Below are 13,621 nucleotides of genomic sequence, written 5' to 3' on the forward strand. Positions count from 1 at the left end.
TCCATCTGAAGGAAGCTTTTTTTACGAAGACAATTCAAGTTCCTGCCGTTCTTTCTCTGTAAAGACACGCGACCTGGTTAAAAATCGCTTTCCTTCTGGTCCTTCTAAAGAGAACATGCCGCCTCGCCCATCGACTACGTCGATGATCAGCTGCGTGTGCTTCCAGTATTCGTATTGGGCATCGCTAATGTAAAAGTTCGCGCCCCCGATTTCACCGAGCAGCTTGTCTGAATCCCCTGTAAAAAACTCCCCATCCGGGTAGCACATTGGTGCACTGCCGTCACAGCAGCCGCCCGACTGATGAAACATAAGCGGACCGTGCTTTTCCTTCAGGCTTTCGATTAAATCGAGTGCGGCTTGAGTTGCAGTCACTCGCTCCACCATCCCTCTCTCCTCCTTATGAAACGAGCGCTGCCACAATGTGCGGCAGCGCCTTCCGATTGGTTAAAAGAATCCTAGTGCATCCTCTGAATAGCTGACGAGCAGGTTTTTCGTCTGCTGGTAGTGGTTCAGCATCATGAGATGATTTTCGCGGCCGATGCCGGACATTTTGTAGCCGCCGAACGCTGCATGTGCCGGATACTGATGATAGCAGTTTGTCCACACACGCCCCGCTTGAATATTACGCCCGAACCGGTATGCGCGGTTTTGATGGCGTGACCAGACGCCGGCACCCAATCCGTAAAGTGTATCATTGGCGATTTCCAGCGCTTCCGCTTCATCCTTAAACGTTGTAACCGATACAACCGGACCGAAAATCTCTTCCTGGAAAATCCGCATTTTGTTATGGCCCTTGAAAACGGTCGGCTTTATGTAATAGCCATTCTCAAAGCCCTCGACTGTATTTTTCTCTCCACCAGCCAGGCATTCTGCGCCTTCCTGCTTTCCGATATCAAGATAAGACAGAATTTTTTCCATTTGTTCGTTGGACGCCTGGGCACCCATCATGGAATCGGTATCCAGCGGGTTGCCGGTTTTAATGGCGTTCACTCGCTCAATAACACGCTCCATAAATTTATCGTAAATGTTTTCATGAATGAGTGCGCGTGATGGGCATGTACAAACTTCCCCTTGATTCAGCGCAAACATGACAAATCCTTCAACCGCTTTGTTTAAAAACGCATCGTCTTCTTCCATAATATCGTCAAAGAAAATATTCGGCGATTTGCCTCCGAGCTCCAGTGTTACTGGAATCAAGTTCTGCGAAGCGTATTGCATAATCAAACGGCCGGTCGTTGTTTCGCCGGTAAAGGCGATTTTGGCGATACGCTTATTGGACGCAAGCGGCTTTCCTGCTTCAAGACCGAAGCCATTGACGATGTTGACGACACCAGGCGGCAGCAGATCTTCAATCAGTTCCATTAAAACCAAAATCGAGGCTGGTGTCTGCTCTGCCGGCTTTAGCACCACACAGTTTCCAGCCGCAAGTGCCGGGGCAAGCTTCCATACACCCATTAAGATCGGGAAATTCCACGGAATGATCTGGCCGACAACACCGAGCGGCTCGTGGAAATGGTAAGCGACCGTGTCATCATCAATTTGTGAAAGCGAACCTTCCTGCGCCCGGATCGCACCGGCAAAATAACGGAAATGGTCAATGGCAAGCGGCAAGTCGGCATTGAGTGTTTCCCGAACCGCTTTTCCGTTGTCCCACGTTTCTGCAACAGCCAGCAATTCCAGGTTTTCTTCCAGCCGGTCTGCAATTTTATTTAAAATATTGGCGCGTTCCGCAACCGATGTTTTTCCCCACGCGTCTTTGGCTGCGTGGGCCGCATCAAGCGCCAGCTCAATATCTTCCGCCTGTGAACGGGCAACCTCACAAAATACCTCGCCTGTCACCGGTGTAACATTTTCAAAATATTGGCCGCCTAATGGTGCGGTCCATTTTCCATTAATATAATTATCGTATTTTTTCTTGAATGTAACCTTTGACCCCTCTTGCCCTGGATTTGCGTAAATCATAGACCCTTTCCCCCTTTAGATGTTGGAAATCAGCTAATTTAAAACGCTTACATTTCCAAAATAACGTCTTCCGAACTGAATGTCAACTCATTTGTCTTACAGTGTCAGCACAATCCGTCCATTAATTTTTCCTTTTTCCATTTTATCGAATACTTCATTGATGCTGTCTAATGGTGCTGTTTCAACCTGTGCTTTTACTTTGCCGCGCGCCGCAAAATCAAGAGCTTCCTTCATATCGAGGCGTGTACCGACAATTGATCCTTTCACGGATACACCGTTGAGCACTGTATTAAAAATCGGAATCGGCAGCTCATCATTCGGAAGCCCAACGACCACCAGCGTGCCACCCCGCTTCACAGAACGATACGCCTGCTCAAAAGCTTTTTTCGTCACCGCTACACTGATTGCTGCCTGCACGCCTCCTATCTTTTCATGGATCGCTTCGGCAGGGTCTTCATTCATTCCATTGACCGTTTCATCTGCGCCAAGACTTTTCGCCAGCTCCAGTTTTTCATCGGCAATGTCAACAGCAACGACATTAAAGCCCATTGCTTTCGCATACTGAAGAGCAATATGCCCAAGACCGCCGATGCCGTAAATGGCAACCCAGTCTCCCGGCTTTGCCCCTGAGACTTTCAGCGCTTTATACGTTGTCACACCAGCGCATAAAATAGGTGCCACTTCCACCGGATCCAGTCCGTCCGGAATTTTCGCCACATAATCAGCCGGTGCCACGCAGTATTCAGCATAACCTCCGTCAACTGAATACCCGCCATTTTCCTGATGCGGACAAAGCGTTTCCTGACCCTGCAGGCAGTATTCGCATTCGCCGCAAGCAGAAAATAACCACGGAACCCCCACCCGGTCCCCTTGCTTAAGTGACGTAACGCCTTCACCGATTTCCTCGATAATGCCCACCCCTTCATGCCCTGGAATGAGCGGCAGCTTCGGTTTTACAGGCCAGTCACCGTGTGCAGCATGCAAATCCGTATGACAAACACCACATGCTTCTATTTTCACCAGCACTTCCCCACGCCCGGCCGTTGGCTTCGGTACATCCTTTACTTCCAATTGCTGATTAAATTCATTCACAACTGCTGCTTTCATTTTGTCATTCCCCCTTGGATTTAGTCGTTCATTTAGTATAATGCAACTACTGTGCCAACATTGAAAACGGATACATCCAGGACCTTCGTAGATACACGAGCCGATTTCCCGGTTTATTCAGCCGAAAAATCGGCTCAATCAAACAAAAAAACGGCTTTCTTCTAACGAGAAAGCCGCCGGTTGATTCGATATTCACCGAAGTGAAACAGCATGATGCAAAAAAAGAGCCAGGCTGCGCCGATGGAAAAGCCGGCCAGCACGTCACTCGGGTAATGGACGCCGAGGTAAATTCGGGTGAGACCGACTAAGAGAATCATCGTGCCTGCGCAAATAGCGGCGATCGTTTTTTTCCACTTTCCTTTTAATAGACGAAAAAGCATAAAGGAAAGTGCTCCGTAAAAAATAAAAGACCCCATCGAGTGGCCGCTTGGAAAGCTGTAGCCGCCTTGTTCAATCAGCGGCAGGATGTCCGGGCGCTGGCGCTTAAACAGTTCTTTTAAAAACCCGTTAAATGCACCTCCAAGTCCGTTCACTAGAACGAAAAAAACCGCCCATCCGTAGCGCTTCCGGATGACCAGATACGCGCCAATGAGAATAGTCGCCGCTGTTAAAAACGTGACAGAGGCAAGATCTGTTATAAACACCATCCGAGCGGTGCGTCCCTCATTTACCCATGACTGCACCTCCTGAATGATCGCTGCGTCAAACGCGGCTACTTCGTTTTCCTGCAGGGCATCTACTACTTCAAAAAATCCCCATGTAAAAAAAATAAGAAATGTGATAAGCAAGCCATAATACGTGTAAGCACGCCAGTTTTTTCTGTTCAATCACATTCTTCCTTTCGTTTCTTTCCTTTTATGTACCCTGCTTGAGCAAAAAAAATCCAGGAAGAACTCCTAGATTAAAACACGTGAGCGGCAAGGTAAGATTCCACTTCTTCACGCAGCTTATCGTAAGCAGCCTGCTCGTCGAACACGCGCTGGTCATGAACCGTAAACTTGCCTGGCTCGGACAAATCCAGCTTGATCGTGCCTTCGAACAGGTAGGTGCCGTTCCCGATCAAGTCGATGGAGTACCGGCCTGCTTCATGCTGATGAACTTCGCAGCGGACCTTACCGCCGTTATTGAACACGTCAACCGGTGTCTCAAAATCGTTTAAGCCGAGCTGGCAGGTCGTTAAGGTGGAGGCGGACATCGCCGTTCCACAGGCGTTTGTAAACCCGACTCCCCGTTCGAACGTTCGAACATAAAGAACGCCTTTTTCAATAGGATGAACAAAGCTGACATTCACGCCATCTGGTGTAATATTGTTTTCTCCGTTTAACAATTCCGCAATGCGCTTTTGTTCATTCGACGCGATCAGCTCACGGCTGCCAACTGCAATTAAATGCGGATTCGGAACAGCCACCGCCGAAAAAGGAATGAGCTCCGACAGTTCCGGCACGACTTCATTAAACAAACGATTTTTGCCGATTGTCATCGGCAGGTCGGCAAGATCAAACAAAACCGGAGAAATTTCCACACGGTACGCCGGCACCCCGTCATACATTTCGCCGTCCTTTTTCACAGAAAGATCGGCTTTATTCGTTTCGACGATAATCTCATTTTTCCCAAGCTTGTCTAATACGTAACGTCCGTGCAGGCGAAGACCATTTCCACACATCGACGCTTCGGACCCGTCACTGTTGAAAATGCGCATTTTGGCATCTGCATGACGGCTTTCCATTACGAAAACAATCCCGTCTGCCCCAATACCTGTTTCACGGTTGCATAAAGCTAAAGCGAGCTCACGGCGATTGTCCTCTGAAAACGTATAGCCGTGTGCCCACTCGTCAATTAAAATAAAATCATTGCCTGATCCATGGCCTTTAATAAATTGAATCTCCAAACCTCAATCCCTCTTTCACTGCAAATTTGTTTTTTTCAGTATAGCAGATTTACCTGCGGCACGGCGACTTTCAAATCGCTGCAAGAAAAAAACCACCCGCCGGTGCGGGTGGTCAGTGAATCATTGTATTCATAAGGAATAGCAGCGCGATAATGTACATGGAAACAGGTACTTCACGAAATCGTCCCCGGGTCATTTTCAACAGCGGATACAAAATAAAGCCGGCCGCGATGCCGTCTGCGATGCTTGATGTGAGTGGAATAATTACGATAATCGCAAGAGCAGGCACTGCCTCTGTCCAGTCAGCAAACGACAGCTGGCGAATATTCATCGTCATAAGCATGCCGATCATGATCAGGATTGGTGCAATAGCAGAGCCCGGCACCATATTTAAATAAGGCGCCGCGATAAAAGCGACCGGAAACAGGAGACCGGCCACAAGCGGAACGAGTCCTGTCCGTCCACCGGAAGCGATCGGCGCCGCACTTTCAACAGCCGATACATTTGCGCTGGAGCCGGCAAGGCCGCTTGCCATGACCGCCGCAGCGTTTGCTTGAATCGTACGCTTGAATTTATGCGGCTGCTCTGCCAGATTCAAATGGCCGTTTACAAGACCGATGTTTTCAAACAGCAGCACCATCGTCAAAGAAAACACCGCTGGAATAAACACGAGCGGAGATACCCCTTCAACAGACCATGCGCCGAAAACAGAGGCATAGCTTGATAAGCCAACTCCGGCTGATCCCCCCGGCAATGTGCCGAAGAGCCAGGCAATGCCCGTTCCGCCGGCAATCACCCAGATAAATGCACCCGGCACCTTTCGCCAAAATAAGAAAGCGGCAAACAGAAGTGTGACAAGCGCTGTCAGCGTAAAGCCCGCTTTTTGAACGCCGATCACGACAAGAAACAAACCGAGTCCAATCGTGATCGCTTCTTTTAACGAAGCCGGCACAATATCATTCAGCTTTCCGGCGAGCGGCGTTAACGTGACCACTAAAAACAACAGACCGGCAACTACGGTTACACCGAGCGCCTGCTGCCACGTCATGCCCATTTCGTTTACAAAGGTATACGTGAACATAGCATTAATGCCCATGCCCGGCACAATAATAATCGGTGCATTCGCCCAAAGTGCCATAATCAAACATCCGACAGCAGCCGAAACGATCGTGGCAGCAGCGGCTGCTTCAAACGGCATACCCGCTTCTGACAAGATGAGTCCGTTTACGGCAATGATGTAGATGACCGTTAAAAAGCCGGCCACCCCCGCAGACAATTCCTTCGCAAAGGTGGTTCCATGTTCGCGAAGCTTAAAAATTCCTCCATTCATATTAAAAACCTGCTTACTGTGAAGCGCCCTCTCCCTACCCGCTATATCGCCTTTTTAAAGGTCAGACGACTAGCCACGTGTCAGATTATATCACGAATCAAATGAACGGAGCAAGTTCGCCATTTCAATCGCCGAAACAGCGGATTCCCAGCCTTTGTTGCCTGCTTTTGTGCCGGCACGTTCAATCGCCTGCTCAATCGTATCTGTCGTCAGCAAGCCAAAAATGACCGGAACACCCGACTGCATACCGGCTTGCGCGATTCCTTTTGCTGCTTCGTTGCACACGTAGTCAAAGTGCGCTGTAGCGCCGCGGATAACCGCACCGAGCGTAATCACAGCGTCATAATTGCCGCTGTCCGCCATCTTTTTGGCCACGATTGGCAGCTCGAACGCACCCGGCACCCAGGCAATATCGATGTTATTCGCATCAATGCCGTGGCGGATAAAACCATCTTCCGCTCCGGATACGAGCTTACCTGTAATAAATTCATTAAAGCGCCCTGCAACGATGCCTACTTTTAATCCTGTTCCAATTAAATGTCCTTCAAATGTTTTTCCCATTATTCATTCTCCTCTTTTACATGTAGTAGGTGGCCAAGCTTTGAAATCTTCGTTTTTAAGTAGCTGCGGTTGTCGGCGTTTGCCGGCATTTCAATCGGAACACGTTCGACAATATCGAGTCCGTATCCGTTTAATCCGGCAATTTTCCGCGGGTTGTTTGTTAAAAGCCTCATTTTCGTAATGCCGAGATCGCGCAAAATCTGGGCGCCAATGCCGTAATCACGAAGATCATCCTTAAAGCCCAATTTTAAATTTGCTTCAACGGTGTCGTAGCCCTGCTCCTGCAGCTCGTACGCTTTTAGTTTATTAATAAGACCGATGCCGCGGCCTTCCTGGCGCATGTAAAGCAATACGCCACGGCCTTCTTCTTCAATCTGTCCGAGCGCCGCATGAAGCTGCGGGCCGCAGTCACATCGATGCGAGCCAAAAATGTCACCCGTCAGGCATTCTGAATGAACACGGACGAGAACCGGTTCATCACCGGAAATGTCTCCTTTGACAAGCGCCACATGGTCTTTCCCTGTTAAATCTTCCTCGTAGCCAACGGCCCGGAACTGGCCAAAGTCGGTCGGGAGCTGAATATCGGCCTCGCGCCGGATTAACGTTTCCTGCTTGCGGCGATACGCAACAAGCTGTTCGATCGTCACCATTTTTAACTTAAATTTTTTCGCCATCACATCAAGCTCAGGCAGCCGGGCCATTGTGCCGTCATCATTCATTACCTCACAAATGACGCCGGCCGGCTTATGTCCAGCGAGCTTTGCGAGGTCAACTGCCGCTTCTGTATGACCTGTTCTGCGCAATACGCCGCCTGTTTTCGCAATCAGCGGAAAGATGTGACCCGGCCGTTTAAAGTCGGCGGAGCCAGACGTATCATCAACCATTGCCCGGATCGTATCAGCACGCTCAAATGCACTGATTCCTGTGGTGGTGTTCTTATGATCCACACTGACAGTAAATGCGGTGCCATGGCTGTCTGTATTATGCTCCACCATCGAGTGAAACTGAAGGCGGTGTGCAATCTGCTCTTCAATCGGCACACAAATAAGACCTCGGCCTTCCTTCGCCATGAAATTGATCATCGCCCCGTCCGCAAGCTCGGCAATGCCGACCAGGTCCCCTTCGTTTTCGCGGTCTTCATCATCAACAACGATAATGACTTTCCCCTGCTTTAAATCATCGATGGCTTCTTCAATCGTTGAAAACATCTCGAGTCCTCCTTACAAATAGCCGTTTTCTTTTAATATATCCATTGTGACGCCACCGCTGCGCTTCGGCGCTTCTTTTTTCCCCAGCATATTGCCTACATATTTCGCGAGCATATCACATTCGATATTGACCGGGTCTCCGATGCCCTTTGACGCCAGAACCGTTTCATCGCGTGTATGCGGAATGAGAGAAACCGTCACGTCATCCTCTGTCACCCCGAAAAGCGTCAGCGAAGTACCATCAAGAGCGATCGAACCTTTGTATAAAAAATAACGGCCGAGCCCTTCCGGATAGGAAATAGTCACGTAAAGAGCATTTTCCTCCTGCTTCTTTGACACGATATGACCGACTCCGTCCACGTGTCCTGATACGAAATGGCCGCCAAACCGGCCGTTCGCCGCCATCGCCCGCTCCAGGTTCACACGGGTACCGGGTGACAGGGCTGCAAGCGCCGTTGTTTTAAATGTTTCCGGCATCACATCTGCTGTGAAATGGGTGTTTGTATAGGCTGTTGCCGTCAAGCACACGCCGTTAACAGATATACTGTCGCCCGCTTGCACATCCTCGAGCACCTTGTTCGCGCTGATAGTCAGCTGAAGGGATTTTCCGCCTCGCACGATTCGTTCCACTTTGCCGATTTCTTCTATTATTCCTGTGAACATTCCATCACCTTTTTTCCATGACAATTTTTACATCCGGTCCAATCGTATCGATGGAAACAAACGTAAGATCAAGCGCTTCGTCCATAGAAGAACCGCCAAGCCCGCCAAACGAGGACGGAGCTGATTTTCCGCCGATCAGCTTCGGCGCCATATACATGACAAGCCGGTTAAATGCCCCGATATCCAAAAAGGATGCATTCATCTCGGCTCCTGCTTCCACTAAAAGCGTCATAATGTTCATTTTCCCCAATTCGTCGAGAACGGCATCAATGGACATATAAGGAATTCTGATCACCGTTACGCCTTCTTCTTCGAGAGCGCGCTGTTTTTTTGTTTGCGCATCGGAAGCGCAAAAAATAATCGTTTTGGCTTCTTTGTTTTGAATAATGTTGTAATCAACCGGCACCCTTAAATGAGTATCCAGCACAATTCGAATCGGGTGTTTTCCTCCCTGGGGCAGTCGGGAGGTTAAGAGCGGGTTATCGAGCAGCACGGTGCCAATGCCGGTCAAGATCGCATCGTGCCGGCTTCTGAGCAAATGCACATCTTCTCTGGCAGCATCGCTTGTAATCCAGCGGCTGTGTCCGGTGTGGGCTGCCGTTTTGCCGTCAGCAGTCACAGCTGTTTTGATTGTCACATACGGACGGTTTTTTTGAATAAAATGGAAAAAGGGTGTTAACAGCTCCATTGCTTTTTTTTCACAAATTCCTGTTTTCACTTCGATGCCAGCCGCTCGGAGCTTTTCAATTCCCTTTCCTCCAACAAGCGGGTTCGGGTCGATTGCCGCCACAAACACGCGGCGCAGTCCTTTTTCAACAATTAAATCTGCACAGGGCGGTGTTTTGCCGAAATGGGCACACGGCTCAAGTGTGACATACATGTCTGCACCCTCCGCCTCGCTTCCCGCTTGACGCAGCGCATGAACCTCTGCATGTTCTTCGCCCGCTTTTAAGTGAGCACCCATGCCGAGAATACGGCCATTTTTTACAACAACAGCGCCCACCGGCGGATTAGGTGTTGTCTGGTACGCAGCACTTTCCGCAAGAGAAAGTGCCAGATTCATATAATAGTCTTCATTCATAGAAGGGAACCCCCTTTTTCAAAAAAGCAATTTCATACAAAAAAGCCTCGCATTGATTGTCAATACGGGGCTTTTAATCATCAAGAAATAAACGTTTTCGACGTGAAAAAATTTTCAGAAAACGCGGATTGTCCTTTCCTCCCATCCAGACTGTAACTGTCGGCTCCGGAATTGCACCAGATCCACCGCACGTATGCGGGTCACGGACTAAGAGCGAATCGCTCATCACCGCCGGTCGGGAGTTTCACCCTGCCCCGGAAAGGTTTATTCGAATGTTGCTCTTATTATGACGCTACTTCAAATCCGTTGTCAAGCAAGGGATTTTTATTTGAAACCATTCTGTGAACAGAGACACTCTGTCTGCCCATTTTGCATATACTAAACAAAACAAAAGCCCAACAAAATCACCATTTCAACTGTCTTAAAATAAGCGCTAAAAAAATGTCGAAAATATTTTTGTTTTGCGTTTAAAAACTATTTGCAAACGGGTAAAAATCTTATATTATGAAAATAACGACATGTGAATGCAAGTTGTAGTGGGAAGGCAAATGGTGCGCCACCGGTTTCTTCAATCGGTTCTAATGGGTTCGATTCCCATCCCGGAATTTTTTTATGGACAGGCTGCTGTTGTGACGGTCTCGTTTGATTGATAAAAAATTTCGAGGGTGAATCGGGACACTGATGAACCGCTATGCCCTCAAGTGATTAAAGGAGGGAATTACCATGTTGAAGAAGCGCGATGTTCATGAAAGTCATGCTTTGTTTGAGTTAATGACGCACCCGGAAGTCTTCCCTTTTGTGCGCCACAAAGCCCAGTCTTATGAGGAGTTTGTTTTCGTGACGAAGCAAAACATCGAATCCGAAGAGCGCGGCGAATTAATTTCACGGACGATCCTTGACGAATGGGGCAGCCCGATCGGCACAATCAACCTGTATGACATTGAAAACGGCGCCGGTTTTCTCGGCACATGGCTTGGCAAGCCTTACCACGGCAAAGGCTACAACGCACCGGCTAAGGAAGAATTTTTTAAAGAACTATTTTACGAAATGGGCATCGAGTCGATTTATATGTCGATTCGCAAGGTGAACATCCGCTCGCGTAAAGCTGCAGAAAAACTGCCTTATGCAGTCCCGGCCAATGAAACCCGCCCGGATGTATATGCCAAATTAAATCAAAATGAAGCTGTGTTTGATCTATATGAAGTGCCGAAAGACCTCTTCACGCTTTACTTAATGCGCAAAGACCAGGAAAACGAACAGGCAATGGAAGCGTAACACCCATTCCGGAGAATCCCTCGCGTGCATAACCTTACCTTCAAATGAAGAAGCGAACAATCCGTTCATCTTTATGACCAAAAACCCATTGAAAAGAGCTGCCTTCCGTATCGGAAGGCAGCTCTTTTCCATTTATTCTCCTGAAAAAGGAACATTCAATCCACTCAGAACAACCATCGGGCTTCCGCCGCCGGGATGGGTTGTCCCGCCCGCATAATACACATTGCTTAGATCGGGATGGCCATTTCTCGGCCTTAAAAAAGAATCCTTCAGATTGTGGGATGAAATGCCATAAAGTGCGCCTTTATACGCTGAAAACTGCCGGGCAATGTCCTGTGGCGCAATCACTTTTTCAAAGTCAGGAGCTCCGATATTAACCCCTTTTTGAAGAAGACGCTCATAAATTTGTTCTTTGTATCGCTCAGGATTCACTTCTGCTGCCGGTGCGTTCACAAGAACAAACAGATTGCTCCCACTCGTTACAGCTGGATCGGTGGCTGCGCTGTGGCTGATGTAAATCGTCGGGTCCTCCGGCATTCGATTTTCCTGAAAGATCTGGCGGAATTCTCCTTCATAGTCGCTCGTAAACATGACCTGGTGATGCGGCAGGTCCATTATCCGTTCCCTTTTCCCGATCATCATGACAAATGCCGAAATAGACGGGTGAAAGCGGTCGAGCTTTCGATTCTGATACGTTGGCCGGTCCCCTTCATCGATTAAGCTGCGGGTCGCTGTCACAAAGTCACCGTTAATGACAACAAAGTCCGCCTCGACCGTTTCCCCTGACTGCAGCTCCACGCCTACCGCTTTTTGATTCCGGACGATCAGCCGCTTCACACGCGTATTTAACTGCAGGGACCCGCCTTTTTTCTCAAAAACAGATTGAAACGCATGGGCAATTTTCACATTGCCGCCTTTTACATAATACACGCCGTCATTCATTTCTAAATGGCCGATTAATGAAAAGGTCGCCGGCGCCTTGAATGGCGATGAGCCGATGTAGGTTGCATACCGGTTAAACACCTGCAGCACCCGCTCGTCGCTGAAAAATCGGCGGTGAAAATGATCCATCGACTCAAGCGGGCGGACCTGTGCCATAGCCCCGGCCAAGGACGGCGACAAGTAATCCTTCCAGGAGCGGAACGTCCGGTGAAAAAAGTGGCTCTCAGCTAACGTGTACAGCCTGCGGACTTCTTCCGTATATCGATCATATGTATGAGGGCCGAACCGGTCAAGCTCGCGGATCATGCTTTTCTCATCCGCTGTTTGCCAGAGCTCGCTGCCGTCCGCAAATACATTGCGCGTGTGACGTGTCAGTTTTTGGAACGTAAAATATTCATCCGGGTTTTCGCCTGCTTGCTTGATCACCTGCTGAAACACGTGCGGCATGGTCATCGTATTCGGACCAAAATCAAAATGAAACCCCTCACTATCCACGCTCATCATTTTCCCGCCCGCATGCGGATTTTCGTCAAAAACCGTTACGTCCACTCCCTTTGACTGCATCGTGATCGCAGCCGAAAGACCGCCGAGCCCTGCACCTATGACAATTGCTTTTTTCACATGGCGTCCTCCTTTACTATTGCCGCTATTATACATTAGAATGGATGTATCTTGTACGATAAAGGAGTTTTTGTGCCAATGGAAACGAGAAGAAATATGTTTTTTTCCTACAAAAAAGATCCAGCTAAATTAAATGATATTAACCAGTTAATGACCATTGCGAAAGAGCAGGGCTTTACCATTGTCGACCGCTCGGCAGATGCCAATATTATTGTGGCAGTCGGCGGTGACGGTGCGTTTTTGCAGGCGGTCCGCAAATCAGGCTTTCGCGACGACTGTTTGTATGTCGGGGTGACGGATGAAGTGGAAGCAAGCTTGTATTGCGACTTCCATATTCACGATACGGCAGCCATGAGTGAAGCGATTCAAACGGCCGGCGTCGAGGTTCGCCGCTATCCGGTTATTGACGTTCATCTAGACGGTCATACTCATTTCCAGTGCTTGAATGAATTGTCTGTTCGTTCGTCAATTATTAAAACGTTCGTTATTGATGTTCATATTGATGACCTTCATTTTGAAACGTTCCGGGGCGATGGCATTGTCGTTTCCACGCCGACTGGCAGCACCGCTTACAACCGGTCGCTGAACGGTGCCGTCGTTGATCCGCGCATTCCCTGCATGCAGGTCAGCGAAATTGCTTCTTTGAACAACAACCAGTTTCGTACGCTCGGCTCCTCATTTATACTCGGCGACACCCGCAAGCTGACGTTGAGCATCGTTCAGGACGGCAATGACTACCCGATAATCGGGCTCGACAACGAAGCGTTAAGCGTACAAAACACGCGAAACATCGAAGTGGAAATGTCCGGGAAAATCATTAAAACCGTGAAGCTGAAAAACAATTCCTTCTGGCATAAAGTGCAGCGGACATTTTTGTAATATAATAAACGGACCCTTTTGACGGGTCCGTTTTTTTATTGAGCAGCCTTCTTTTTTCAGGCTCATTTTATGGCGCAATTATGGTGAATACGGCGCAATTAAGC

The 13,621-nt window shown here is 48.7% G+C and carries 14 protein-coding genes and 1 riboswitch; of the genes, 3 read left to right on the top strand and 11 right to left on the bottom strand.

Annotation, left to right across the window (positions count from 1 at the left end):
* Positions 1-21 precede the first annotated feature (21 nt).
* The 10 genes from BW952_RS01155 to ribD form a co-directional block, all read right to left on the bottom strand.
* Positions 22-384 carry a DUF779 domain-containing protein gene (locus BW952_RS01155; RefSeq protein WP_045849566.1) on the bottom strand — a complete coding sequence of 121 codons (363 nt, stop codon included), beginning with the start codon at positions 382-384 and terminating at the stop codon, positions 22-24.
* 60 nt (positions 385-444) lie between these two features.
* The gene (adh, locus tag BW952_RS01160; protein ID WP_045849565.1) at positions 445-1,962 is read right to left on the bottom strand and encodes an aldehyde dehydrogenase; all 1,518 of its coding nucleotides are present in this window, start codon (positions 1,960-1,962) and stop codon (positions 445-447) included.
* A 96-nt stretch (positions 1,963-2,058) separates the two neighbouring features.
* Positions 2,059-3,069, bottom strand: a complete 1,011-nt coding sequence (gene adhP / locus BW952_RS01165; RefSeq protein WP_045849564.1) for an alcohol dehydrogenase AdhP — start codon at positions 3,067-3,069, stop codon at positions 2,059-2,061.
* A gap of 161 nt (positions 3,070-3,230) precedes the next feature.
* Entirely contained in the window at positions 3,231-3,896 is a 666-nt protein-coding gene (locus tag BW952_RS01170) for a phosphatase PAP2 family protein (RefSeq protein WP_045849563.1), read from the bottom strand.
* 74 nt (positions 3,897-3,970) lie between these two features.
* On the bottom strand, positions 3,971-4,957 hold the full coding sequence (dapF, locus tag BW952_RS01175) for a diaminopimelate epimerase (protein WP_045849562.1): 987 nt from the start codon (positions 4,955-4,957) through the stop codon (positions 3,971-3,973).
* Between the two features lie 112 nt (positions 4,958-5,069).
* Positions 5,070-6,287, bottom strand: coding sequence for an NCS2 family permease (locus BW952_RS01180; protein ID WP_045849561.1), 1,218 nt, complete (start codon positions 6,285-6,287; stop codon positions 5,070-5,072).
* Positions 6,288-6,377: 90 nt separating this feature from the next.
* Positions 6,378-6,848, bottom strand: a complete 471-nt coding sequence (gene ribH, locus BW952_RS01185) for a 6,7-dimethyl-8-ribityllumazine synthase (RefSeq protein WP_045849560.1) — start codon at positions 6,846-6,848, stop codon at positions 6,378-6,380.
* Positions 6,848-8,056 carry a bifunctional 3,4-dihydroxy-2-butanone-4-phosphate synthase/GTP cyclohydrolase II gene (locus tag BW952_RS01190; RefSeq protein ID WP_045849559.1) on the bottom strand — a complete coding sequence of 403 codons (1,209 nt, stop codon included), beginning with the start codon at positions 8,054-8,056 and terminating at the stop codon, positions 6,848-6,850. Before BW952_RS01190 ends, ribH begins: the two co-directional genes overlap by 1 nt.
* A gap of 12 nt (positions 8,057-8,068) precedes the next feature.
* Entirely contained in the window at positions 8,069-8,719 is a 651-nt protein-coding gene (ribE, locus tag BW952_RS01195; protein ID WP_045849558.1) for a riboflavin synthase, read from the bottom strand.
* A 4-nt stretch (positions 8,720-8,723) separates the two neighbouring features.
* The gene (gene ribD, locus BW952_RS01200) at positions 8,724-9,800 is read right to left on the bottom strand and encodes a bifunctional diaminohydroxyphosphoribosylaminopyrimidine deaminase/5-amino-6-(5-phosphoribosylamino)uracil reductase RibD (protein WP_045849557.1); all 1,077 of its coding nucleotides are present in this window, start codon (positions 9,798-9,800) and stop codon (positions 8,724-8,726) included.
* A gap of 129 nt (positions 9,801-9,929) precedes the next feature.
* Positions 9,930-10,066: riboswitch (FMN riboswitch) on the bottom strand.
* Between the two features lie 258 nt (positions 10,067-10,324).
* Between ribD and BW952_RS19750 the strand changes: the two genes are divergently transcribed.
* Positions 10,325-10,450: a hypothetical protein gene (locus BW952_RS19750; protein WP_276206289.1), complete on the top strand. Its 126-nt coding sequence runs from the start codon at positions 10,325-10,327 to the stop codon at positions 10,448-10,450.
* 73 nt (positions 10,451-10,523) lie between these two features.
* Positions 10,524-11,075 (top strand): GNAT family N-acetyltransferase, encoded by a 552-nt coding sequence (locus BW952_RS01205; RefSeq protein WP_045849556.1) that lies wholly within the window; start codon positions 10,524-10,526, stop codon positions 11,073-11,075.
* A gap of 132 nt (positions 11,076-11,207) precedes the next feature.
* Here the strand turns inward: BW952_RS01205 and BW952_RS01210 are convergent, their stop codons facing one another.
* Positions 11,208-12,638, bottom strand: a complete 1,431-nt coding sequence (locus BW952_RS01210) for a phytoene desaturase family protein (protein ID WP_045849555.1) — start codon at positions 12,636-12,638, stop codon at positions 11,208-11,210.
* 78 nt (positions 12,639-12,716) lie between these two features.
* On the opposite strand from BW952_RS01210, the gene BW952_RS01215 reads away from it, so the two are divergent.
* A complete protein-coding gene (locus BW952_RS01215) occupies positions 12,717-13,517 on the top strand; it encodes an NAD kinase (protein ID WP_045849554.1) in 801 nt (266 codons plus the stop codon).
* Positions 13,518-13,621: the final 104 nt, after the last annotated feature.

The organism is Domibacillus enclensis, assembly GCF_900156125.1.
Lineage (GTDB): Bacteria > Bacillota > Bacilli > Bacillales > Domibacillaceae > Domibacillus > Domibacillus enclensis.

Excerpts from the sequence above, each read along its gene's own strand:
- adhP (WP_045849564.1), bottom strand. The coding sequence starts at position 3,069 with ATGAAAGCAGCAGTTGTGAATGAATTTAATCAGCAATTGGAAGTAAAG.
- ribH (WP_045849560.1), bottom strand. The coding sequence starts at position 6,848 with ATGGGAAAAACATTTGAAGGACATTTAATTGGAACAGGATTAAAAGTA.
- BW952_RS01215 (WP_045849554.1), top strand. The coding sequence starts at position 12,717 with ATGGAAACGAGAAGAAATATGTTTTTTTCCTACAAAAAAGATCCAGCT.
- BW952_RS01205 (WP_045849556.1), top strand. The coding sequence starts at position 10,524 with ATGTTGAAGAAGCGCGATGTTCATGAAAGTCATGCTTTGTTTGAGTTA.
- BW952_RS01155 (WP_045849566.1), bottom strand. The coding sequence starts at position 384 with ATGGTGGAGCGAGTGACTGCAACTCAAGCCGCACTCGATTTAATCGAA.
- BW952_RS01190 (WP_045849559.1), bottom strand. The coding sequence starts at position 8,056 with ATGTTTTCAACGATTGAAGAAGCCATCGATGATTTAAAGCAGGGGAAA.
- ribE (WP_045849558.1), bottom strand. The coding sequence starts at position 8,719 with ATGTTCACAGGAATAATAGAAGAAATCGGCAAAGTGGAACGAATCGTG.
- adh (WP_045849565.1), bottom strand. The coding sequence starts at position 1,962 with ATGATTTACGCAAATCCAGGGCAAGAGGGGTCAAAGGTTACATTCAAG.
- BW952_RS19750 (WP_276206289.1), top strand. The coding sequence starts at position 10,325 with ATGCAAGTTGTAGTGGGAAGGCAAATGGTGCGCCACCGGTTTCTTCAA.
- ribD (WP_045849557.1), bottom strand. The coding sequence starts at position 9,800 with ATGAATGAAGACTATTATATGAATCTGGCACTTTCTCTTGCGGAAAGT.
- BW952_RS01180 (WP_045849561.1), bottom strand. The coding sequence starts at position 6,287 with ATGAATGGAGGAATTTTTAAGCTTCGCGAACATGGAACCACCTTTGCG.